At 71.8% G+C, this 22,826-nt stretch carries 21 protein-coding genes and 1 pseudogene; 6 read left to right on the forward strand and 16 right to left on the reverse strand.

The annotated features are described in order from the left end of the window. Nucleotides 1-4: 4 nt before the first annotated feature. From PZC42_RS16325 to PZC42_RS16365, 9 genes are all read right to left on the reverse strand, one after another. Nucleotides 5-145: an SDR family NAD(P)-dependent oxidoreductase gene (locus PZC42_RS16325; RefSeq protein WP_308199846.1), complete on the reverse strand. Its 141-nt coding sequence runs from the start codon at nucleotides 143-145 to the stop codon at nucleotides 5-7. A gap of 100 nt (nucleotides 146-245) precedes the next feature. Beyond that, the gene (locus PZC42_RS16330; RefSeq protein ID WP_277212660.1) at nucleotides 246-938 is read right to left on the reverse strand and encodes a phosphatase PAP2 family protein; all 693 of its coding nucleotides are present in this window, start codon (nucleotides 936-938) and stop codon (nucleotides 246-248) included. After that, complete coding sequence (locus PZC42_RS16335; RefSeq protein WP_277212661.1) at nucleotides 935-1,615, reverse strand: phosphatase PAP2 family protein; 681 nt, start codon at nucleotides 1,613-1,615, stop codon at nucleotides 935-937. Before PZC42_RS16335 ends, PZC42_RS16330 begins: the two co-directional genes overlap by 4 nt. Nucleotides 1,616-1,686: 71 nt before the next feature. Next, nucleotides 1,687-3,312, reverse strand: coding sequence for an Ig-like domain-containing protein (locus PZC42_RS16340; protein WP_277212662.1), 1,626 nt, complete (start codon nucleotides 3,310-3,312; stop codon nucleotides 1,687-1,689). Nucleotides 3,313-3,400: 88 nt separating this feature from the next. Then, nucleotides 3,401-5,533, reverse strand: a complete 2,133-nt coding sequence (locus PZC42_RS22605) for an alpha-galactosidase (protein ID WP_277212663.1) — start codon at nucleotides 5,531-5,533, stop codon at nucleotides 3,401-3,403. After that, nucleotides 5,530-6,876: an ABC transporter substrate-binding protein gene (locus tag PZC42_RS16350; RefSeq protein ID WP_277212664.1), complete on the reverse strand. Its 1,347-nt coding sequence runs from the start codon at nucleotides 6,874-6,876 to the stop codon at nucleotides 5,530-5,532. The genes PZC42_RS22605 and PZC42_RS16350 overlap by 4 nt, the downstream gene beginning before the upstream one ends. Before the next feature lie 49 nt (nucleotides 6,877-6,925). Continuing rightward, on the reverse strand, nucleotides 6,926-7,828 hold the full coding sequence (locus tag PZC42_RS16355) for a carbohydrate ABC transporter permease (RefSeq protein WP_277212665.1): 903 nt from the start codon (nucleotides 7,826-7,828) through the stop codon (nucleotides 6,926-6,928). Further along, nucleotides 7,825-8,757: a carbohydrate ABC transporter permease gene (locus PZC42_RS16360; protein WP_277212666.1), complete on the reverse strand. Its 933-nt coding sequence runs from the start codon at nucleotides 8,755-8,757 to the stop codon at nucleotides 7,825-7,827. The genes PZC42_RS16355 and PZC42_RS16360 overlap by 4 nt, the downstream gene beginning before the upstream one ends. Continuing rightward, nucleotides 8,754-10,802 (reverse strand): beta-galactosidase, encoded by a 2,049-nt coding sequence (locus PZC42_RS16365; protein WP_277212667.1) that lies wholly within the window; start codon nucleotides 10,800-10,802, stop codon nucleotides 8,754-8,756. The genes PZC42_RS16360 and PZC42_RS16365 overlap by 4 nt, the downstream gene beginning before the upstream one ends. Before the next feature lie 122 nt (nucleotides 10,803-10,924). Between PZC42_RS16365 and PZC42_RS16370 the strand changes: the two genes are divergently transcribed. Beyond that, nucleotides 10,925-11,935 carry a LacI family DNA-binding transcriptional regulator gene (locus tag PZC42_RS16370; protein ID WP_277212668.1) on the forward strand — a complete coding sequence of 337 codons (1,011 nt, stop codon included), beginning with the start codon at nucleotides 10,925-10,927 and terminating at the stop codon, nucleotides 11,933-11,935. A 136-nt stretch (nucleotides 11,936-12,071) separates the two neighbouring features. Here the strand turns inward: PZC42_RS16370 and PZC42_RS16375 are convergent, their stop codons facing one another. Further along, nucleotides 12,072-12,278, reverse strand: a complete 207-nt coding sequence (locus PZC42_RS16375; RefSeq protein WP_277212669.1) for a hypothetical protein — start codon at nucleotides 12,276-12,278, stop codon at nucleotides 12,072-12,074. A 38-nt stretch (nucleotides 12,279-12,316) separates the two neighbouring features. Between PZC42_RS16375 and PZC42_RS16380 the strand changes: the two genes are divergently transcribed. The 5 genes from PZC42_RS16380 (at nucleotide 12,317) to PZC42_RS16400 (ending at nucleotide 16,312) form a co-directional block, all read left to right on the forward strand. Beyond that, nucleotides 12,317-12,544, forward strand: coding sequence for a hypothetical protein (locus PZC42_RS16380; RefSeq protein ID WP_277212670.1), 228 nt, complete (start codon nucleotides 12,317-12,319; stop codon nucleotides 12,542-12,544). 100 nt (nucleotides 12,545-12,644) lie between these two features. Continuing rightward, on the forward strand, nucleotides 12,645-13,232 hold the full coding sequence (locus PZC42_RS16385) for a TetR/AcrR family transcriptional regulator (protein WP_277212671.1): 588 nt from the start codon (nucleotides 12,645-12,647) through the stop codon (nucleotides 13,230-13,232). Then, nucleotides 13,229-14,461 (forward strand): alpha/beta fold hydrolase, encoded by a 1,233-nt coding sequence (locus PZC42_RS16390; protein WP_277212672.1) that lies wholly within the window; start codon nucleotides 13,229-13,231, stop codon nucleotides 14,459-14,461. The genes PZC42_RS16385 and PZC42_RS16390 overlap by 4 nt, the downstream gene beginning before the upstream one ends. A 74-nt stretch (nucleotides 14,462-14,535) precedes the next feature. Beyond that, complete coding sequence (locus PZC42_RS16395; protein ID WP_277212673.1) at nucleotides 14,536-15,945, forward strand: polysaccharide deacetylase family protein; 1,410 nt, start codon at nucleotides 14,536-14,538, stop codon at nucleotides 15,943-15,945. A gap of 46 nt (nucleotides 15,946-15,991) precedes the next feature. Beyond that, entirely contained in the window at nucleotides 15,992-16,312 is a 321-nt protein-coding gene (locus PZC42_RS16400; protein ID WP_277212674.1) for a cupin domain-containing protein, read from the forward strand. Between the two features lie 103 nt (nucleotides 16,313-16,415). On the opposite strand, the gene PZC42_RS16405 is transcribed toward PZC42_RS16400, so the two are convergent. From PZC42_RS16405 to PZC42_RS16430, 6 genes and pseudogenes are all read right to left on the reverse strand, one after another. Continuing rightward, entirely contained in the window at nucleotides 16,416-17,141 is a 726-nt protein-coding gene (locus tag PZC42_RS16405) for a DUF4184 family protein (protein WP_277212675.1), read from the reverse strand. An 83-nt stretch (nucleotides 17,142-17,224) separates the two neighbouring features. Continuing rightward, nucleotides 17,225-18,778 carry a glycoside hydrolase family 32 protein gene (locus PZC42_RS16410; protein WP_277212676.1) on the reverse strand — a complete coding sequence of 518 codons (1,554 nt, stop codon included), beginning with the start codon at nucleotides 18,776-18,778 and terminating at the stop codon, nucleotides 17,225-17,227. Then, complete coding sequence (locus tag PZC42_RS16415; RefSeq protein WP_277212677.1) at nucleotides 18,775-19,824, reverse strand: ATP-binding cassette domain-containing protein; 1,050 nt, start codon at nucleotides 19,822-19,824, stop codon at nucleotides 18,775-18,777. Before PZC42_RS16415 ends, PZC42_RS16410 begins: the two co-directional genes overlap by 4 nt. Beyond that, entirely contained in the window at nucleotides 19,821-20,756 is a 936-nt protein-coding gene (locus PZC42_RS16420; protein WP_277212723.1) for an ABC transporter ATP-binding protein, read from the reverse strand. The genes PZC42_RS16415 and PZC42_RS16420 overlap by 4 nt, the downstream gene beginning before the upstream one ends. Before the next feature lie 117 nt (nucleotides 20,757-20,873). After that, nucleotides 20,874-21,770: pseudogene (locus PZC42_RS16425) on the reverse strand (ABC transporter permease); the annotation flags it as partial. A gap of 20 nt (nucleotides 21,771-21,790) precedes the next feature. Continuing rightward, nucleotides 21,791-22,768 carry an ABC transporter permease gene (locus PZC42_RS16430; protein ID WP_277212678.1) on the reverse strand — a complete coding sequence of 326 codons (978 nt, stop codon included), beginning with the start codon at nucleotides 22,766-22,768 and terminating at the stop codon, nucleotides 21,791-21,793. Between the last annotated feature and the right edge of the window lie 58 nt (nucleotides 22,769-22,826).

The raw sequence follows: 22,826 nt of genomic DNA on the forward strand, positions 1-22,826 counted from the left end.
AGCACTAGGGCGCGACCGCCGCCTCGTCGGTGTCGGTGAGGACGACGCGCGCGCCCTCGCGCAACAGCTCGAACGCGGACGCCAGGCCGATGCCCGAGTCCGCTCCGGTGACGACCGCGACGCGTCCTTCGATACCCAGGTCCACAGATGCTCCCCTCGTTCGGCGCGCCGGATCCGACGCGCCGTCATCGTGCCCAGGAGCCCGTGGGCTCGCACGAGGGGACGACCAGCGCCCGCCGGGTCCGTCAGGAGCGACCCGGCACGGACCGTCGCAAGTAACCCCAGGCGAGGACCATGCACACCGTCCCGTTGGCCAGGCCCAGCGCGACGTCGGCCGGGCAGTGCATCCCGCGATAGATCCGGGAGGTCCCCACCAGGAGCGGCACCAGCACGCACAGCACGGTGGCCGCGACGCGCAGCACGGGGTGCCGGATGCACTGGGCCAGCATCATGAGGGTGAGCCACAGCGCGGTGGACGCGCCCGTGTGCCCGCTCGGGAAGCTCGACGTCGGCGGGGCCTCGTCGAGTTGCGGGACGCCCGGGCGTTCGCGTCCGACGAGCGCGGACGCCGCCACGAACAACGTCGACTGCAAGGAGACCGCGAGCGCCGGCACGAGCGCGAACCACCACTGCCGCGTGCGCCACCACAGGACCGTGACGGTCAGCACGGTGACGCAGATGACGACCCCTGTCGCCCCGAGGTGCCCGACCCACTCGGTGACCGTGTCGAGCGCCGGGGTCCGGCGGTCGGCGAACCACCCCTCCACGTGGTCCCCGGCCGGCAGGTCGTCGAGCGGTCCCACGATGAGGAACCCGAGACCCACCAGGACGCACCACCAGGCGGCGGCCGGTGCGAGAGCCCGGACGGCGAGGTCCCGCACCACGCCGCCCTCGGGCCGGCTGGGGTCGATCTCGTAGCGGCGGACGAACGTGGTCATCGAGCCTCCGGCTCGGTGGTGCGGGTGCTGGTCCAGCCGACGTAGCCCAGGTACGACGCGCCGGCGAACGTGGCACCCAGCAACGTCCCGGCGGCGACGTCGGAGGGGAAGTGCACCCCGAGCATGACTCGGTGCACGGCGGTGACCAGGGTCAGCACCGCGGCGAGCACCGGGACCGCGACGCGCCCCCGGCGTCCCCGCAGCGGCCACACGAGCAGGGTCAGGGTCACCGCGGCGGTCGCCGCTGCCATGGCGTGACCCGACGGGAAGCTGAAGCCGGGCGCCGCCGTGATCGCGTCGTCGACCTGGGGCCGGAGCCGGCCGACCGCCTCCTTCGCCAGCACCGACAGGGCCCACGCGGCGAGGAGCGTCCCGAAGGCCCACAGCGCCCGGCCTCCCAGGGCGCGGCGTCGCCACACCCACAGGCAGAGCAGACCACCGGCGAGCACCACCCAGCGCGGCTGGGTGATCTCCTGCCAGACGACCAGGCCCGCCTCCAGCACGGGACGGTCCCGGGTGGCCTCGACGGCCGCGGCGACGGCAGCGTGGTCGGCGTCGAGGACACCCGGCGCCTCGGAGCGGACGAGCCAGGCGAGGACCAGCACCGGCAGGAATCCGGCCAGGCCGACCGCTGCGGCGCGCACCAGGGCGCGGGCCCGGTTCGAGGATCGGGGCATCAGCGGACGCTAACCCGAGTCGTGGCTGGCCGCAGTCGGTGGCGTGGACTCGCTGCGTGGCCGTCCGGTGCTCAGCGGACCCAGACGTGCAGGTTCTTCTTGACCGACCGCTTGGTCTTCGGTGATCCGGTGTAGACGACCTTGATCACGTGGTGGCCGTCGCTGAGCCGAGGGAGCTTCACCTTCCGGGACCCGTCGTGCTTCTTCTTCAACCTGACCTGCTTGACGATCTTGCCGTCGGCCCTGATCGTGATCTTGCCGCTCGGGACGACGTCCGACGGCGACTTCACACGCACCTTCACCCGCGCTCGCTGTGGGCCGTTCACCGTCTTGTCGACCACCTTGGCGCGGACCTTCGTCGTGGCCTTGCGCACCCGGACGGTCTTGTACGTCGTCGACGAGCCGTACCGGCTGTCGCCCGCATAGACGATCCGCAGCTTGGTCTTGCCGACGGGCAGGCGATGACCGTCGATGTGGACCGTGGTGCGACCCTCCCGACGGATCTTCGCGCTGCCGACCTTCGTGCGCCCCTTGTAGACGGTGACGGTGCCCGTGGTGAAGTGCCCGTCGTTGACCGACGAGGAGTTCTTCGCGCCCGTCGTGACGAGGAGCCGGTGATCGACGCCCCAGCGCATGGGCCGCTTCTTCGTCGCCCTGACGCCGCTCGTGACCTTGGCGACGCGGATCGAGACCTCGGCGCGAGTGTTCTCGACGTACGGCGAACCGGTGAGCCGCACCTCGAGCCGGTGCCGCCCCGGGTCGAGCGCGTCGGAGTCGATGACGAACACCTCCCTGCGGTGCGGCACCTCCCCCGCCCACAGGCGACCCAGACGACGCTTCCCGTCGTAGAGCTCCAGCGTCCCCTCCACCCGGTCCACGTCCGGGACGTCGACCGCGACCTTCCACCAGGTGTCGTACGGGTGGACGTCGCCTCCTCCGACGACCCAGGCGTCCAGCTCCCGTTCGGCCCGCAGCACCGAGACGGTCAACGGCGCCCGTGACCGTTGCAGGCCGCCGTGCGGCACGAAGACGACCTCGAGCGACGATGCGCCCGGAGCGAGGTCGCCCAGGGAGAGCCGTGCTCGACCGTCCGCGTCAGGCCGCTCCTGATCGACGAGAGCGCCGGTGCTGAGCGACCACAGCTCCACCACACCGCTCGGCAGGTGGCCGTCCGGAGCGGTCACCTGGACCTCGACGCCTCCCTTGTCCCCGTAGTGGAGCTCTTCCGGTGCGTCGAGGATGGTCGTCGTCGTCGGGACCGTTGCCTCCGACACCTCCACCGTGCCGGTCCACTCCGCCGCGGCATACCCGGCCGCCGGGAGGTACCGCACCGTGACGGGGTAAGTGCCGGCCGCGGGGAACTCGGCATGGATCGGGAGGCGCCCAGAAGCCCACGTGCTCGAACCGGCGTAGTCGATCCCGTCGACCTCGGCGCGGAGCCGACCGTCGTGCACAAGCGCACCGTCGGGCGTCGTCACCCGCACGTCGAGATGACGCTCACCGGCCGGCCACCATGTCGCGTGCTGGCTGACGCTCAGCGTGGTCGGGACCAGGTCGCCCGAGCTCGCCGCCCGCGCCCCCGGCGCGACCAGCACCACGCCGGCCAGGGCGAACGCCAGCACCGCGGCGACGAGCCGCATCACCACGTGCCTATGGTCCGGGAGGGTCATGGTCCGTACCGCAGCACTGCTGGTCACCGAGCTGTTCTCCTTGCGCGTCGTCGCTCCGGGGACCCTAGCGCATCACGTCATGAAATCGCCATCTATCGGCCAAAAATACCTCATCTCAGGTGCTCGCCACCCGCAGCAGCACCCCCTGCTCGGGCGCGAGCGGCGGCAGCGGCAGGCCCACCTCGGTCAGCACGGTCCCGGGCAGCTCGGCGGTCCCCGCCGCCCACCAGGGTGGCAGGGCGTCGCCGACCACGAGCGGAGGTTTCGCGAGGTCGACCCGCTCGACCCTGTAGGTGCGCCGCGCGTCCAGCCCTGGCAGGAGGAGGGGCGCCGGGACGGCGGCACGGGTCGCGGCACGGGTGACGACGGCGAAGAGCGCCTCGCGGGCGTCGGGCGTGACGAGCCCGTGGACCCAGCAGTCGTCGTCGGTGTCGGCGCGCACGGTGGTGCCGGTGGCGACGAGCGGGCGGACCTCCTTGACGAGCCGCACCCAGCGGGTGACGGCCTCCAGGTCCTCGGGGGTCGCGCGGGTGAGGTCCGCCTCGATGCCGCTGTGCCCGAACACCGCGGTGACGAGCCGCAGCGACAGGTCGTGGGTGCGGCCCGTGGTGTGCGAGCGCGCGTCGCCCACGTGCGAGCCGACCAGCTCGGGCGGCACGAGCAGCCCGGTCCAGCGCTGCACGGCCTGGCGTTCCAGGGCGTCGTTGGTGTCCGACGCCCACACCCGGTCTGTCCGGTCGAGCACGTCGAGGTCGACCTTGCCGCCACCGGACGAGCACGACTCGATCTCCAGCCCGGGGAACCGTGCCCGCAGCTCGTCCATCAGCCGCCGCGTGGCAAGGACCTGCGGGCGGGACGGCGCGTCGAGCACGTCACGGTTCTGGTCCCACTTGAGGTACGCGATCGGGTACTCCTCCAGCAGGGCGACGACGGCGTCGCGCACGTGCGCGTAGGCGTCGGGGTGCGCGAGGTCCAGGACCTGCTGGTGACGCCAGAGCGGCGGCTCGCGCCCAGGTACCGCCCGCAGCACCCAGTCCGGGTGCCGGCGCGCGACGTCGGAGTCCGGGCTGACCATCTCCGGCTCCACCCAGAGGCCGAACTCCATCCCCAGGCCCGTCACGTGCTGCACGAGCGGGTGCAGGCCCTCCGGCCAGACGGTCCCGTCGACCGTCCAGTCCCCCAGCCCGCGCCGGTCGTCACGACGCCCGCGGAACCAACCGTCGTCGAGCACGAACCGTTCGACCCCGACGCGCGCGGCGGCGTCCGCGAGCGCCCGCAGCCGGCCCAGGTCGTGCTCGAAGTACACCGCCTCCCACGTGTTGAGCGTGACCGGGCGCGGGCGCTCGGCGCGCCCCGGTCGGGCGCGGACCCAGGAGTGGAACCGCGCGGAGAGGCCGTCGAGGCCGTCGTCGGACCAGGCCGCGAGGGTGCGCGGCGAGGTGTAGATCTCGCCCGGGCCGAGGACGACGTCGCCCGGCCCCCACAGCTCGCCCGCTCCGGCGACGGTGTGCCCGGACGGCAGCCGCTCGACGCGGGCGGCGGTGTCACCGCTCCAGGCGTGGTGGACGGCCCAGACCTCGCCGGCACGGAACCCGAACCCCGGCGTGCCGACCACCGTGGCGAAGGGTGCGTCGTGCCCCGGGCGGCCGTGCCGGGTCTCGCGCTCCCACAGGCCGTCCCGCAGGGGGGCCCGCTGCGGGCTCCGCTCCCCCGCCCAGCGACCGGACAGGTCGAGGACCTCCGTCGCGCGGGCGGGCAGCGGCAGGGTGGACACGACCTGTTCCAGCGCGTACGGCGTCGTCCCGGCGTTCGTCACCGTCGTGGAGATCTCGAGCACGCCCTGCTCGTGCAGGGCGAGCCGGACGGCGACCTCCAGGCCGGCGGCCGGGTCGGCCAGCACCACGCGCAGCGCGTCGCCGGCCGACGTCGTGCGCACCTGTCGCGGTGCCGGGCGGCGGGCCGCGCCGTCGTCCGGCTCGCCGGGCCGCCACCCGGCGACGCCCGGCAGACCGGGCCAGCCGTCCGCCGCGAGCGGCACCAGGGTCGAGCGCAGCGGGGCGTCGGGCGAGCTGGCCGTGACGGCCGGGGCCTGGCTGTCCGCGAGAGCCGTCAGCGCGGGCCCGTCGAGCGCTCCCAGGTCCGCACCCCAGTGGACGATCGCGGGCACGCCCGTGCCGCGGGCGTCGAGCACGAGGCTCGAGCCCGCGGCACGGAGGTGGTGCACCTCTGGCGACGACGACGCCGTCACTCGGCCACCGGGATGGACTGCGACTTCAGCGTGGCGATCGTGGCGTCCTGGCCGGACTGCAGGGCGTCGAGGAGCGTGCCCGAACCGCTGAGCGCACCGCCGAAGCCGTCCGCGACGTCGTTGTAGGTCTGCGCCATCGTCGGCCCCCAGGTGAAGCTCGGGTCGGTCGCGGCGGCCGCCTCGGCGAAGACGTCGTAGATGGGCTGGTCACCGTAGAACTCCAGCCCCTCCTTCAGAGCGGGGAGCTCCAGGCCCGCGGTGGTCGCCGGGTACAGGCCGCCACCCTCGTTGAGCGCCGTCAGCGACTCCTCGGAGGTGTTGAGCCAGACCGCGAACTGCGCCGCCTCGTACGGGTGGTCGCTGCCCTTCAGCACGGCGACGCTCGAACCGCCCCAGTTGCCGGCCGCGTTCGCGCCGGCGTCCCACTGCGGCATCGGGGCCACGGCCCAGTCACCTGCCGTGTCCGGCGCGCCGGACGAGATGGAGTTGGCGCCCCACACGGCGCTGACCCACGTCCAGAGCTCTCCGGTGTTGAGCTCGTTGTTCCACTCGTCGGAGAAGCCGGCGGTGTCCTTGACCAGGCCATCGTCGATCAGGCCCTGCCAGTAGTCGGCCACCTGCGTGGACTGCGGCCCGGTCAGGTCCACCGTCCACTGGTCGCCGTCGTTCTCGAACCAGCGGCCCTCGGCCTGCCAGACGAGCCCAGCGAACCAGTTCACGTCCGTGCGCGGGAAGTGGGTGATGTGGGCGCCCTCGTCGCGGATGGCGGCCGCGGCGTCGGCGTACTCGTCCCAGGTGGTGGGCACGTCGATGCCGGCCTCCTCGAAGAGGTCCGCACGGTAGAACATCGCCATGGGGCCGGTGTCCTGCGGGATCGCGTAGACCGAGCCCTCCTCACCGAAGGTGACCTGCTGCCAGGTCCAGTCCACGAACTGCTCGCCGGACTCCATGACGCCGGCGCAGTCCGCGATGTTCACCAGACCATCCTGCACCCGGAAGTTGGGCAGCGTGTCGAACTCGATCTGACCGAGGTCGGGGGCCTGACCGGCCTCGAGCTGGTTGAAGAAGTCCTGATAGGTCCCGGCGTTGCCCGACGGGCCCGTGTTGTAGGTGACCTGGATGTCCGGGTTGGCCTCGTTCCACAGAGCGACGGCGTCCTCCATCCCGGGGACCCAGCCGGTGTAGGTCAGCTCGACGGGGCCGTCCGACGGCTCGCACGACGCGGCGTCGGCCGCGCCGTCCGACGTGCCGTCGTCGCCGGCGTCCGAGCATCCGGCGAGCAGGACGGCGCCGGCGACGGCGGCAGCGCCGGCACGGGCCAGGGTGGTGGTGTGGCGATTCATGGTGTTCCTCCTTGAACGGGCGGGATCGTGCGGGTCGGGTGGGCGGGTGTCATGCCTTGACACCGCCCGCGGCGAGGCCGCCGCGCCAGAAGCGCTGCAGCCCCAGGAAGGCGAGGATGAGGGGGACGATCGCCACGAAGGCGCCCACGATGACGGCGGTGCGCAGCTCGGGTACGGCGTTCGTCTGCGAGTTCCACGCGTACAGGCCGAGGGTGACGGGGTAGAGCCTGTCGTCCGACAGCATCACCAGGGGCAGGAAGAAGTTGTTCCAGATAGTGACGAACTGGAACAGGAAGATCGTCACGAGCGCCGGTGCCATCAGCCGCACCGACACGGTGAAGAAGGTGCGCACCTCCCCGGAGCCGTCCAGCCGGGCCGCCTCGAGGAGCTCGTCCGGCACGCTGGCCGCGGCGTAGATCCGCGCGAGGTACACGCCGAACGGGCTCACGAGGCTGGGCAGGAACACCGACCAGTAGGTGTTGGTCATGTCGACGGCGCTGAAGATCAGGAACAGCGGCAGGGCGAGCGCCGTGACGGGCACGAGCACGCCGCCGAGGATGATGTTGAACAGCAGGTCGCGGCCACGGAACAGGTACTTCGCGAGCGCGTACCCGCACATCGAGGCGAGCAGCGTGCCCAGCAGCGCGCCCACCCCGGCGTAGATCACGGCGTTGCCGAGCCAGCGCAGGTACACGCCGCCGCCGTAGGTGAACAGGAACGTCAGGTTGTCCCACAGGTGGAAGTCCGCGAACCACAGCCCCGCGGACGACGTGAACTGGCCGCGCGACTTGGTGGACGCCACCGCCAGCCACCAGATCGGCACCAGGAAGTACAGGGTGAAGGCGCCCATGATGACGAACGCCACGAGGCGGGACATCGGGCGCTCGCGCACCCCACGGGACTCGCGAGCCGTCGTCGGGCCGTAGCCGTCGGTCCTCGTCAGGATGCTCACTGGAAGGCCTTCCTCTGCGTCAGGCGCAGGAACACGAACGACAGCACGAACGTCAGCAGCGCCAGCACCACCGAGAAGGCGGCGGCGAGGTTGAAGTTGGGCACCGTCGAGGTCGTGTACACCACGAGGTTCGGGGTGAAGGTGGAGCTGACCGAGGTGGTGAAGGAGCGGAACACCTGCGGCTCGGTGAGCAGCTGCAGCGTGCCGATGATCGAGAACACGCCGGTCAGCACGAGTGCGGGCACCACGAGCGGGACCTTCACCGACCAGGCGATCCGCAGCTGGCCGGCCCCGTCGATGCGTGCCGCCTCGTAGATCTCGCCCGGGATCGCCTGCAGGGCGGAGTAGATGATCAGCATGTTGTAGCCGACGTAGACCCAGGTGACGACGTTCGCGATCGCCCACAGGACCATCCCGCCACCGAGCAGCGGGACGTTGCTCGTCACCGCGGAGAACGGTGACAGGCTCGGCGAGTACAGGAACCCCCACATGATGGCCGCGATGACGCCGGGCACCGCGTACGGGGCGAAGAACGCCAGGCGGTAGAACCGCTTGCCCCGCACGAGCGGCGAGTCGATCAGCAGCGCCAGGACCAGCGCGAGGCCGAGCATGACCGGCACCTGCACGATGCCGAACAGCGCCACCCGGCCGAGCGACGCCCAGAACGCGTCGGAGGCGAAGACCTGCTCGTACTGGGTCAGGCCGCCGAACACCTCCGTCGCCGGCCCGAACGTCCCCTCACGTTCCACGGTGCGGAACGACCGGAACACCGCATAACCGATCGGCAGGAGGTAGAAGAGGGTGAACAGGGCGAAGAAGGGGACGACCAGCACCGCCAGCGCCCGGGCGTGATGGGTTCGTCGCCGCGGCGGCGAACCTGTCTGCCGGGCACCGGGATTGCGTCCCCGTGCTGTGGTCTGCGTGCTCATGCTGTCGCCTCCTGACCGGATCGCCATCGATCCGTCGTCGTCTCGCGGACCACGGCCACGCCGCCCGCCGGAACCTCGTGCGTCTCTGCCGACCGGCCCGTCACCAGGTCCAGGCCTGGGGCCGATGCGACGAATGCGATCCTGCCGTGGTTGATCACGAACAGGTAGGACGCCGCCCCGTCGTCCCGCCGGACGGCGTCGATCTCCGCCGGTGCACCCGGCAGCACGGGGTCGATCCCCGCGTCCGCGAGCGCACCGGCCACTAGCTCCTCGCGGCCCGCCCGGTCGAGGCGGGTCGCGACGTACCACGCGACACCGGCGCCGTGCTCGTGCCGGGTCACGGCCGGGTAGCCCGCGACGGGTCCGTCGGCGAACCGGGCGACGGCGGACGCCCCGCGGGCCTCGACCCGCTCCGTCCACACGTCGCCCGTGCGGCCGTCGTCGAGCGTGACGCGCTGACCGGCGTCGAGCGGGAAGAACTCGTCCGACCGGACGCCGAGCAGGTCCCGGAACGCCCCGGGGTACCCGCCGGTGCGGACGTGGTCGTCCGCGTCGACGATCCCGGAGAAGTAGGTGACCAGCGCATGCCCGCCCGCGGCCACGAAGCGGTCGAGCGCGCGGGCCGCCTCGTCGGTGACCAGGTAGAGGGCGGGGACGACGACGAGGCGGTAGCCGGACAGGTCGGCCGACGGCGCCACGACGTCCACCGCCGCCCCGGCCCGGCGCAGTGCCGCGTGCATCGCGTGCACCTCGTCGAGGTAGCGGACGTCCTGCGTGGGGTGCCCGGGGGCGTCGGCGGCCCACCAGGCCTGCCAGTCGAACAGCAGCGCGACGTCGCTGGTGACGGTGGTGCCCACGACCTCGTCGAGCGAGTCCAGGAGCGCGCCGAGCCGCAGCGTCGCCCGCCACTGCGTGGAGTCGGTGCCCGCGTGCGGCAGCAGCGCGGAGTGGAAGCGTTCGGCACCGGCGCGGGAGGCCCGCCACTGGAAGAAGCACACGGCGTCGGCGCCGCGGGCGACGTGCGTCAGGACCATGCGCTCGAGCTCGCCCGGCTGCTTGGCCAGGTTGCGCGGCTGCCAGTTCACCGCGCCGTGCGACGCCTCCATGAGCATCCACGGCGCGCCGTCGGCCAGCCCGCGCGTGGTGTCGGCCGCGAAGGCGAGCTCGGCCCACGGGTCGTCGAGCCGGTGGTCCAGGTAGTGGTCGTTCGCGACGACGTCCATGTGCGGCGCCCAGGACCAGTAGTCCTGGGTGTGGATGTGCGCCGTGACCATGAAGTTGGTGGTGACCGGTGTGGTGGTGGTCGCGCGCAGGATCGCGGCCTCCGCCTCGTACCAGTCGAGCAGGGCGTCGGAGCTGAAGCGGCGGAAGTCGAGCACCTGGGTGGGGTTCTCGGGCGACGCCGTGGCCCGCGGCGGCAGCACCTGCTCGAACGAGCCGTACCGCTGGCTCCAGAAGCTCGTGCCCCAGGCCGCGTTGAGCGCGTCGACGGTGCCGTACCGCTTCTCGAGCCAGCGGCGGAACGCTGCCGCCGACTCGTCGCAGTAGCACAGGGCGTTGTGGCACCCGAGCTCGTTGGACACGTGCCACAGCGCGAGCGCCGGGTGGTCCCCGTAGCGCTCGGCGACCGCCCGCACGAGGCGCTCGGCGTGATCCCGCAGCACGGGCGAGCTCGGGCACCACGCCTGCCGCCCGCCGGGGCTGATGGTGCCGCCGTCGCGGGTCACCGGGAGGACCTCGGGGTGGGCGGTGGTGAGCCAGGGCGGGGGCGTCGAGGTGCCGGTGCCGAGGTTGACGGCGATCCCGTGCTCGTGCAGCAGGTCCATGACGTGGTCGAGGTCCTCGAACCGGTACTCCCCGGGCTCGGGCTCGATCTCGGCCCAGCCGAAGACGTTCACGGCGACCAGGTCGACCCCGGCCTCGCGCATGAGACGGGCGTCCTCAGCCCACGTCTCGCGCGGCCACTGCTCGGGGTTGTAGTCACCGCCGAACGCGATGCCGCGCTGCGGGAGCGGGAGCCGCCCTCGGCTCGTTCTGGGGTCCACGTCGACGACCGGTCCTCATCCTCGAAGGTGTGTGTGCACGTGCACACACTGGGAGGCTACACGATCTCGGCCGCGATGTGTACACGTGCACACAATCGTGTTCGGATGGATACGCTGTGGACATGAGCCCACGAGGAGGTGCCCGCGCGACGGTGCACGACGTCGCCGCCCACGCAGGCGTGTCCCGAGGCACCGTGTCCCGCGTGCTCAACGGGGCCGGCTACGTCTCCGCCGAGGCACGCGCCCGGATCGAGGCCGCGATCGCCGAGGTCGGGTACGTCCGCAACAACGCCGCCCGCAACCTCGTCATGCGCAAGACGTGGGCCATCGGCTTCGTCGTCCACGAACCGCACCAGCTCTTCCTCGAGGACCCCAACATCGGCGCGATCCTCCTCGGCACCAACGCCGTCGTCGCGGAGGCCGACCACCAGCTCGTGGTGCTCGTCGTCGACTCCGACGACGACGCCGCACGCGTCTCGAGCTACCTGCGCGGCGGGTTCGTCGACGGCGCCGTCCTCGTCTCCGCCCGCTCGCACGACAAGGTCGCCGACGCCGTCGAGCAGATCAAGCTGCCCGCCGCGTTCATCGGCCACCCCGAGGGGCGCCCGTCGATCCCCTACGTGGGCATCGACAACCGCAGCGCCGCACGCCACCTCACGTCCCGGCTGCTGGGAACGGGCCGCCGGCGCATCGGCATGCTGGCCAGCGCCCTCGACCGCGACTCGGGCGCCGACCGGCTCGCCGGATTCACCGACGCCCTCGGCTCCCGGTTCGACGAGCGCCTCGTGGTCTCCGCCCCGCTCTACTCGTACCGGGCCGGCGTCGACACCATGACCGAGCTCCTGCGGCGCGAACCAGACATCGACGGCGTGTTCGCCGCGTCCGACGCCGTCGCCGCCGGAGCGATCGAGGCCCTGCGCACCGCGGGCCGCAAGGTGCCCGACGACGTCGGCATCGTCGGGTTCGACGACAGCGCCTGGGCGCTGCGCTGCAACCCGCCGCTGACGACCGTGCACCAGCCGGCCGCGGACATGGGCCGGGCAGCCGCCACGCTGGTGCTGGACCAGCTCGCGGGCCGGACGCCGTCGAGCGTCACCCTGCCGACCGACGTCGTCTGGCGCGAGTCCGCCTGACGGTGCCGCGTCGTCGGCGGCCCGGGATACGCATGCGCCCCTCGCGCCGACCGACTTGAGCGCAATGCGCCTGTGTAGGCTCCGCAGCGATGAGTCAGCACCCGCCGCGCTCCGCGAGATCGTCCGCGCCGCGCCGCTACCGGCGCGGCGGGGCGCGGGCGGTGGCGGTGGTCCTCGCCCTCCTCACCCCGGCGGCGCTCGCCGCCTGCACGGCCCTCACGGACAGCAAGCCCACGAAGAACGGCACCGGCGAGGTCCGCACCGACCTCGACCCGCTGACCTCGCGGTTCTCCGCGCTCGGCACGCCGGTGAGCGCGACCTGGCTCTCGGGAACCGTCGGCACCGAACGCGTGCCGGGCCAGCACCTACTGGATCGACGCGGTGGTCGAGCTCGACCCGGCAGTGGCGCAGCAGCTCGTCGACGACACCTCGCCGCAGGCGACGGCGGACTCCCCGCACGCCGTGCCGGACCTCGACGCGGCGCTGCCCGACGGCCCGCTCCTGACCGGCCCGGAGCTCGACGCCGCCTTCGCCGAGTCCGGGTACTCGACCAGCGCGTTCCTCGACGCCGACGACGCCACGCTCGTCCTGGTCGCCGTCGGTCAGTAGGGCGCTCTCACGCGGCGGACGGCAGGACGGATGGATCTCGTCGTCCTGGTAGCACGCCGTACTAGTACAGCGTGCTACATTGAGTAGCATGTCGCACCAAGTGAGTCGCAGAGACGCGATCCTGCGCGTCGCCCGGGAGATGGCGTCGCGTGAGGGGATCGGGTCGCTCACCGTGCGCGCCGTGAGCGCCGCCGCGGGCATCGGGGTGGGGACGTTGCGGCACTACTTCCCCTCCCAGCGGGAGCTCGTCGACGCGGTGGTCGCCGACATGGTCGAGGGGATGCTCGACGAGTCCGTCGTCTCCGACCGAAGCGTCGCCCCCGGAGACCGGTTGGCCCATGCCGTGCTGCAGTTCCTGCCGGCATCGGGCGCAGACGACGGGCAGCTCGACGCCTGGTTCGCGTTCTACGTCTCGGCGTTGTCCACGCAGCCCTCGGAACACGCACGTCGCGTCCTCGAAGCATCGGTGACGACGTCGCACGAGCACATGCGGCGGTGGCTGGGAATGCTCGTCGACGAAGGAGTCCTCGAGGTGGCCTCCGTGGCAGACACGTCGTCGACGCTGATCGCGTTGGTCAACGGGTTGGCGTTGGAGGCGTTGACACCGGGCTCACCGGTCACGGTCGCGGACGCGCGCCGTCTTGCCGAAGCCGCCGCGCGGGCCGTCGTGGGAGGAGCGTGGTCATGAGCGCACCGCAACGGCAGAAGATGTCCGAGCGACTCGCACGGATGCCCGGCGTGCGCGCCGTGCGCCGTCCCGCGACGGACGAGTCACCAGAGCTCGACCTCGGCTACGTGCGCACCGGCCCGCCGTCTTCCGTGCCCGCCGTGGTGATCCCCGGCGGCCCCGGGCTCGCCTCCGTCCTGCCGTATCGCGCGTTCCGCCGCAGGGCCGCGAAGCACGGGCTCGACGTCCTGATGGTCGAGCACCGCGGCGTCGGGCTGTCGCGTGCAGACCTGGCCGGTGCGGACCTCCCCGGATCAGCGATGACGATCCGCTCCGCGGTCGACGACGTCGCAGCGGTCCTGGACGCCGAGGGCGTCGACCGCGCGGTCGTCTACGGGTCGTCGTACGGGAGCTACCTGGCCCAGGCCTTCGGAGCCTGGCACCCGGACCGGGTGGCCGGCATGGTCCTGGACTCGACGATGACGAGCGCCCACGACCACGTCGCCGTCCGTGCTCATGCCCGCGAGCTCCTCTGGGACGGAGGCACCGCACAGACGGCGCCCGCCGCACGACTGCTGCGCGGCCTCGTCGCCTCCGGCACCGTCGATCGCGACGAGGCCGGCGACGTGGCCCGCATCGTCTACGAGTTCGCCGGGCCCGAGACGCTCCACCGACTCCTCGCCGCCAAGGCACAGGGCCGGGCGTCCCGCACCTGGCGCTGGATCGCGCGCCTCGGCGGGCGAGAGATCAGCGACGTCATGCCCTTCGTCATGGAGTTCGACCTCGTCGCCCGCATCGCCTTCCGCGAGCTCAACTACGCACCCGAGCCGGACGGCGGCCCATTCGACCCGGCCACCGCGTTCCGCGCTGTCGCCGATCGCCACGAACCGTTCGCGGGTGAACCCCTCGACCTGCCCGCGCACTGGGCGGGCTTCGACTGGCCGCTGGCCGTGCTGTCCGGAGAACGCGACCTCCGCACCCCCCGTCTCCTCTCCGAGAGCGTCGTCCGCACGGCCCCCGACGGCGCGCTCGTCCCGCTGCTCGGCGCCGGTCACAGCGCGCTCGACACCCACGCCCAGGCAGCGACGGCCGCGATCACGGCGGTCAGGGAGCAGGCCCACCACGAGCTCGGTGCTGAACCCGACCGACTCGCCGCCCTGCCCCGCGACGGCGCATCACGTCACATGGCGACGATCCTCCGCGCCGGCCTCACGGTCGAGTCGCTCATCCCCCGCCGGCCGCGTGGGTGACCGGGACCAGCACGTCGGACGAACGCCGCTCGGCCGAGGTAGCCGCCATGCCCGGTTCGGCGGAGGATCGCCCTGTGAGCACTCCCGCAGGATCGACCTCCACGCCCGCACCGGTGGCACGCCGGCGCGCACGATGGTGGTGGATCGTCGCGATCGTCGTCCTCCTCCTCGGGGCCGCCGTCGTCGTCGCCGGACTGCTCGAGCACCGCGCCTGGGTCAGGACCGTCGCCGAGTACGACGCCGAGGTGGCCCGCGTCACCGACGAGGCCAAGAACGCACGTGACCGGGCCGAGGACGCCTACGCCGCGAGCGTCGACGCCCTCGACGAGACGATCGACGACGGGCGATCGGTCCGGGCCGCCAGCAAGGGTCAGGTCGCCGACCGCGGCATCCGCAAGCCGCTCGCCGCAGCGCTCGACGACGCCGAACAGCTGCGCGACACCGAGGTCACCTATCCGGTCGTGACGCGCACCGTGGACGAGGTCGTCCGACCGAACCCCTTCCGTCCGGACGTGCTGCCGCAGGTGGAACACGACGTCGTCGGCGGGTCGGACCCGGCGCCCGCCGACCTCGACGCCGCAGTGGACGACGTCGCCGAGGCGTCCGCAGCGGTCGCCGAGTCACGCCGACAATGGGCCCTCGACGAGCTGGCGCCCGCCACGGCCGAAGGCCGCGACGCCCTGACCGACCTCAGCGACCAGGTCGGTGCTCGCGCGCTCGGCCCGCTCGAGGAGGCGGTCACCGACGCCGAAGCGATCCTCGACGCGGGAACGGACGCCGTCGACCCCGACGAGACCGTCGCGCTGCGGGACCTCCTGCTCGACACCACCGAGTCCGTCTGGGCCGACCGGCTGGCAGACATCCGCACCGAGCGCCGCCAGGCCGCCCGCGCCCGCGGCGTCGACTGCCGCAAGGACAAGTGCGTCGCGCTGACGTTCGACGACGGCCCCGTCCCGGACACCGAACGCCTGTTGCGGATCCTCGACCGGAAGAACGCGCCCGCCACGTTCTTCATGGTGGGCGACAACGTCGCCGCACGGCCAGGCATCGCGCGTGCCGTCGTCGAGCGTGGGCACCTCGTCGCCAACCACACCTGGAACCACCCGCAGCTCACCACGCTCGACGACGGCGAGGTGCGCGACGAGCTCCGGCGCACCCAGGACGCGATCACCGACGCGACCGGGTTCACCCCGTTCCTCCTGCGGCCCCCGTACGGCGCCGTCGACGGCAACGTCCGGACGCTCGCGACCCGCACCGGGCTCGACATCGTCCTGTGGAACCTCGACTCCGACGACTGGGGGACCCGCGACCCGAAGAAGATCCGCCGCCACGTGCGCGCCGAGGTGCAGCGCGGCAGCAACGTGCTCCTGCACGACCTCCACCCGACCACCGTCGACGCCGTGCCGAAGATCATCAACGACCTGCGCAAGGAGGACTACGTGCTGGTCACGGTCGACCTGCTCGTCGCGGCCGGCGGGTCGTGACCGTGCTGGCCGAGCGCTCGCTCGAGGCGGGGATAGGTTGAAGCGCATGCACGTACAGCACCAGGCCCCCGCGCCACTCGACGGCGCCACCGGGGTGGCGACGAGCATGCTCGCGCCGGGCACGGAACCGGAGCGTGTCCGCGTCGACGTCGCGGTGCTCACGGCCGGGTCCGAGCTGCCGAAGCATCCTGCGGGACGCCTCCAAGTGTTCTACGTCGTGGCGGGAACCGGACAGGTCGCCGGCGACGACGACGTCCGCGTCGACGTCGGACCGGGTGACCTGGTGACGTGGGAGGCCGGGGAGCGCCACACCACCTGGGCGACCACCGACCTCACGGCGGTCATCGTGCAGCGCGGCCAACCCTGACCGGTCGCGGTGTCACACCTGCCGGTTGCGGGCCGCTGGAGTTCATCCGTGCGGGACTGACCCGAGTCAGGAGTGTGGGTCCAGTCCTTCGATCTCCGCAGGTTCACCGCGTAGCCGGTTCTCGCGAGGAGACGACGTGCCACGCAACCGAGACCGCGATCATCGCGAGGACCAGGCTCTGGATCCCCGCCACAGCGGCGTCGAAGGCCCGGTCGTGGAGACCCTCGCCGGCGGCGAACGCCCCGATGCCGACGGCGAGCGCCACGCCCGGCGCCGTCAGGCACCACGCCAGCGGGTGGCGCACGCGGGAGTCTCGTCGGCTCGCGGACCGTCGGCTGAGCCACCAGATGGTGTAGCCGACGACGATCGCGACCCCGAGGATGCCCGACACGTACTGGGCCCACTTCAGGCCGAGCAGGCCCGCGTGCTCCTGCTGGAGCCACTCGACGTGCATGACGATCCACCGCCCCGGGTGCGTCGCTGAGTCCCACACCACGTGAGTGAGCGCCCCGACGCCGGCAGCGAGCGGGGCGAGCGCCAGCTGACGCCGCGTCAGGGACGCCGTCGCCGGGACCCGGTCGCGGACCCAGGGCACGACGTCGGCGTAGGAGTCGCGGACGACCGCGAACCACAGCCACACGGCCGCCAGCGCCACAAGGACGTCGACCGTCACGATGCCCCACACGCTGTGGGTGAGCTCGTAGCCCGGGCGACCGGGAAGGAACATCGGGAGGTCGGGCGCCACGGAGCCTGCGACCAGCGCGCTCATCGGGAGCGCGGTATGCCCGAGCGGGAGGACGGCGGCCGCGTGCGCGGGCGTGAACGGCATGGCAGAACCGTAGCCGCCCCACTGATGGCGTGACGCGGCTGCTCGACCGCATGGAAGCGGTCGGACTTGTCGAGCGCGGTGATTCAGGCTCGGGAAGGTGAGGACGCGGTGGGCCAGAGTGCCCGTTGGCCGTGCCCGATGTCGGCCATGCGCCACGTCTCGGCGCGGTACACGGTCACGTCACCGGCAAGCGCGGCGATCTCGACGCCGAGCGCGTCGGTACGCGTCGGGTAGACACGCGTGGTCAACGGACGGCCGTTGGCGAAGACCTCGAGCACCGATCGGTCGACGAGTACCCGCAAATGCACGAGGTCATCACTGCCGACGGGCACTGCACCCTCGCGGGCGGTGGCGTCGACGGCGAGGTCCCGGCTGGCTCTCTCCCGGTCCAGGCGAAGGACGGCGTCGCCTGCCTCGTCGCGCTCGACCACGAGGCGCGTGCGCTCACCGTCCGCGTCTCCCGGTTCGCCCGCGACGCGCAGCGCGACCTCGAAGGTTGACGACGGCGCCAGGACGAGGTCGATCTCGACGTCGAGCTGGTCGCCGGCAGTCAAAGCGTGCCGCGAGCCTTCGGTCAGCCGACCGGGCTCGGTGCGCACGCCGTCGCGCCGTAGCGTGGCGACCTCGGCGACGGGTGCCTGGACGAGGGTCCTGTCGTCGGCCATGGTCACCTGACGCGGCAGCGACATCGCGCCCGACCACCCGGCGAGGACGGTCGCCTCGTCCGGGCGCCCTTCCTGCAACCAGCCGAACATCACGCGCCGACCTGCCTCGTCACGGAAGGACTGCGGCGCGTAGAAGTAGCGCCCACCGTAGTCGAGCCGGCCGAGCCGCTCCGGGGAGAACGTGTCACCCACGTAGGAACCCGTCCAGTACAACGAGTGGTGAGTGACGCCGTCGTCCCAGGCAGAGAAGACGAGCGCGTCGGTGCCGTCGACGTCGAACAGGTCCACGCACTCCCACATCGTGCCCGTCCAGTCAGGGTCTTCCGGCGAACCCACGGCGGCGTCCCCGACCAGCAGCGGGCCGACATAGGTCCAGCTCCGCAGGTCGTCGGAGTCGTAGAGGAACGCGGTGCCGCCACGACCGGCGATGCCGGAGCCGACGAGCTGGCGCCATCGGCCGCCCTCCCGCCACACGCAGTGGTCTCGGTAAGCGGTGATGTCGACGCCTGCTGGTGCCGACCGGATCACCGGGTTCTCTGCCAGTGGCGCCCACGTGCGCAGGTCGTCGGAACCGATGGCGACGCACGGGAGCTCCCGGCCGCCACGTCGGCCCGAATAGACGATCGTCGGCGTCCCGTCGTCGTCAACGAGGACACCGGACCAACAGCCATCTGCGTCCGCGCCGTCGTCCGACGGCACCAGCGCCACGGGCTGGTCGTCCCAATGCACGAGATCCGTGCTGGTGGCGTGACCCCAGTGGATCCGCGCGTGTACCGGCGAGTACGGGTTGTACTGATAGAAGAGGTGGTACGTGCCGTTCCACTGGCCTACGCCGTTCGGGTCGTTGAGCCAGCCCGCCGGGGACACGAAGTGGAATCGCGGTCGGTGCGGATCTGCCTCCGCACGCTCGAGCATCCGGTCGTCCGCCCGGGACGGCGCAAAGGGCTGGGGTCGGGTGTGCTGCTCGGTCATGCGGGCTGGTCCTCGATCTCGGTAGTTGTGGTGGCCGCCGCGACGTCGAGCGCGCGGCGGGCGACGTCGCGCTGCGGTCGGTACACATGGCAGCGCACCGCGCGGTCGGGGCCCAGACGGTGCCACACCGGCACGTCGGTGCGGCAGATGCCTTCCGCCTCGAACGGACAGCTCGTGGCGCCGAGCACTTCCGCGCGCAGCGCGGCACGCTCCACGGGGTCAAACGTGCCCGCACGCCGCGGATCCGGAACCGCGGACAACAGCAAGCGCGTGTAGGGGTGCGCCGGGTCGGCCATGAGCGCCGTCGACTCCCCCGACTCGACGACCTCACCTGCGAACATCACGACCGTGCGGTCCGCGACGTACCGGGCGGACGCCAGGTCGTGCGTGATGAACAGCAGCGCGATCCCGCGCTCGTCGCGCAACCGGCGCATGAGGTTCAGGATCCCGATCCGGACCGAGACGTCCAGCATCGACGTCGGCTCGTCCGCCAGGATCACCTCCGGTTCGACCGCGAGCGCCCGCGCTATGGCGACCCGCTGGCGCTGGCCACCGGAGAGCTCGTGCGGGTACGAGTCCAGCAGCGCGGGGTCGAGGTCGACGGTGGCCATGAGCTCCTCCAGCCGAGCGTGCAGGCTCGCGCTGCGCCCGTTCCCGCCGGCCTTGCCGTGAAGCTGCAGCGCCCGGGTGAGGAAGTGCTCGACCCGGTGGACGGGGTTGAGAGAGCCGAACGGGTCCTGGAACACCATCTGCACCTTGGACCGGTACGCCCGGGATGCGCGGCGGGGTTCGCGGCGCAGCACGTCGACCCCGCCCACGTGGATCGTGCCGGCGGTGGGATGCTCCAGCCGGGCGACACAGCGCGCGATCGTCGACTTGCCACTGCCGGACTCTCCGACGAGCGCCACGATCTCGCCGCTGCGGACGTCCAGGTCCACGCCCCCGAGGGCGCGCACATGGTTGCGGGAGCCGAAGCCTCCCACCGTGAAGTCCTTCACCAGGCCGCGGATCTCGACGACGGCCTGGGTGCTCATGGTGTCGCTCATGCGGAGCTCTCCTCGGAGGTCGGCGCGGCGGAGCCCGCGGCCACGGGCGCCACCCAGTGCCCCGGGGCCACCTCGACCAGGTTGTCGATGTCGGTGAAGCGCACGCCCTCGGCCAGTCCGGTCAGCTCGGTCCGGGGGCCGGTCAACGGCGGGAACGCGTTCATCAGCGCGCGCGTGTAAGGGTGCTGCGGGTCGGCCAGCACCTGGGCGGCGGGTGCCTGCTCCACCAGCCGCCCGCCGTACATGACGCCCATGCGGTCGGAAAGCTCGATCATCAGCGACATGTCGTGCGTGATGAACAGGACGGCGAACCCGAGCTCGCGGCGCAGGTCGGCGATCTGCGCCATGATCTCCTGCTGCACGACGACGTCGAGCGCCGTCGTGGGCTCGTCCATGATCAGCAGGCGCGGGCGCAGCGCGACCGCCATCGCGATGACCACGCGCTGGCGCATGCCCCCGGAGAGCTGGTGCGGGTAGGAGCGCAGGCGCGACCGGTCGATCTTCACCAGCTCGAGGAGATCGCCGGCCCGACGCCGCGCCTCGCGTCTCGAGAGGCGCAGGTGGGTGGTGTAGATGTCGACGATCTGATCGCCGACCGTCATCACCGGGTTGAGCGAGCTCATCGCGGACTGGAAGACCATCGCGACGTCCCGCCACCGGTAGGCACGCAGCTCCTCGTCAGGCATGGCGAGAACATCGCGACCGCAGAAGCGGACGCTGCCGCCCGCGATCACCGCCGGCTCGCGCAGCAGCCGCATGATCGTGTTCGCGACGGTCGACTTGCCGCAGCCGGACTCCCCCGCCAGGCCGAAGACCTCGCCCTCGCCGATGGTGAACGAGATGCGGTCGGCACCGATGACGGTGCGGTTCTCGCCGCGGTACTCCACGGTGAGGTCCCGCACCTCGAGAACGGGCGTGGCGCTGGGATCGATGGTCTCCTCGCTGGTGACGTTCGCAGCGACGGCGGTCCCCGCACCGACGGACCGGCGGTCCCCACGGGTCCGGCGCGGCGCGCGCAACCGGGGGTTCGTCACCTCGTCGACCGCGTAGTTGAGCAGCGCGAGAGCGAAGGCCACGAGCGCGATGCACAGACCCGAGGGCAGAAACGCCCACCAGGCGCCCACCATGAGCGCCCCGTCGTTGCTTGCCCAGTAGAGATTGGTGCCCCACGAGACCACGGACACGTCGCCGAGGCCGAGGAACTCCAGGCCCGCCTGGCTCCCGATGCCGAAGATCACGCACCCGAGGAACGTGCTCATGACGATCGACGCCATGTTCGGCAGGATCTCGCGGAACATGATCCAGCCTGCTCGCTCGCCCGTGACCGTCGCGGCGGCGACGAAGTCCTTGGCCCGGATCGACAAGGCCATCGAGCGGAGGACGCGGGCTGCCCCGGCCCATCCGGTGATGACAAGCACCACGATCACTGTGCCGGTGCCCGGCGGCAGGAACGCCGCGAGGATGACCAGCAGCGGCAGGCCCGGCATGAGCAGGAAGACGTTCGTCGCGAGCGACAGGACGTCGTCGGTCAGTCGGCCAAAGTAGCCAGCAGCCAGGCCGACGGTGACGCCGACGATCGTCGCCGCCACACCGACGAGGAACCCGACGAACAGCGACGAGCGCGCTCCCCACAGCGTGAGGGCGAGGACGTCCTGTCCCTTCGCCGTCGTTCCCCACAGGTGCGCCGACGACGGCGGCTGGGAGCCGCCGCTCGTGATGAGCGTGGGGTCGCCAGGGGCGAGGACAGGTGCCAGCAGCGCGAGCGCGACGAAGACCACGAGGAGCGACGCGCCGAGCATGGCCTTGCGGTTGCGCAGCAGGCTGCGCACGAGTCCGCGGCGGGGCGGGCGGCTTGCGGCCTTCGGCCGGAGCGCCGCCGTGGCGGGGCGCCCGCCCGGCCCTTCGGTCGCTGCCAGCGTGGCAGTGGTGGAGTCGGTGACGGACATGGTCGTGCTCCTTCCGGCCGTCAGGAGACCCGCACACGCGGGTCGAGCCGGACGTAGACGAGGTCGACGAGGAAGTTCACGAACAGCACCGCAGCCGTGATCGTCAGGAAGATCCCCTGCATCAGGGGATAGTCGAGGCCCTGTACCGCAGCGAGCAGCTGGTAGCCGACGCCGGGGTAGGCGAACACGACCTCCGTGAGCAGCGCCCCGCCGACGACGAAGCCGAGCGACATCCCGAAGGACGTCACCGCGGGGAGCATCGCGTTACGTGCCGCGTAGCGGAACATGATCCGCGTCGGGCGCAGGCCCTTGGCCTCCGCCATGACGATGTAGTCCTCGGCGTTGGTGGCGATCATCGTGTTGCGCATGGCCAGCATCCAGCCGCCGATCGAGACGACAACGATCGTCAGGGCGGGCAGCACGAGGTGCATGCCGACGTCGGCCACGAACTGCCCGGACCACTGTGGTGCGCTGCCGGCGGTGAACGCGTGGCGCAGCGGGAACCAGCCGAGCATGACGCCGAAGAAGTACAGCGCGCCCATCGCGAGCCAGAAGTACGGGAACGACCCCACAAAGACGAGCACTGGCGGGAACACTGAGTCCAGCATGCCGCCGCGGCGCCATGCCGCGAGGATGCCCAGCAGGTTTCCGACGACGACGGCGACGAGCAGTGCCGTGCCGCCGAGCAACAGGGTCCACCCGATCTGGCCGGCGATCACCTCGGTGACCGGGGTCGGGAAGTGGGAGATCGAGATGCCCATCTGCCCGGTCGCGATGTTGCCCAGGTAGTCGACGTACTGCCGCCACACGGGCCGGTCATCGAGCCCGAAGAGCTGCTGAAGCTGGGTGATCTGCTCGGGCGTCATCCGGCTCTGGGACTGCGCGAACATGCGCGAGACGGGGTCGCCGGGCATGAAGCGTGGAAGGAGGAAGTTCAGGGTGATCGATACCCAGAAGGCGAGGAGGTAGAACCCCAGTCGCCGCAGGACGAAGCGCACGACGGTCTCCGTTCGGTGCTGCTGGTAATGGTGGGCCGGTGCCTGAGGCGCGTCGGTC

Origin of the sequence: Isoptericola croceus, from assembly GCF_029382255.1 — a bacterium.
Lineage (GTDB): Bacteria > Actinomycetota > Actinomycetes > Actinomycetales > Cellulomonadaceae > Isoptericola > Isoptericola croceus.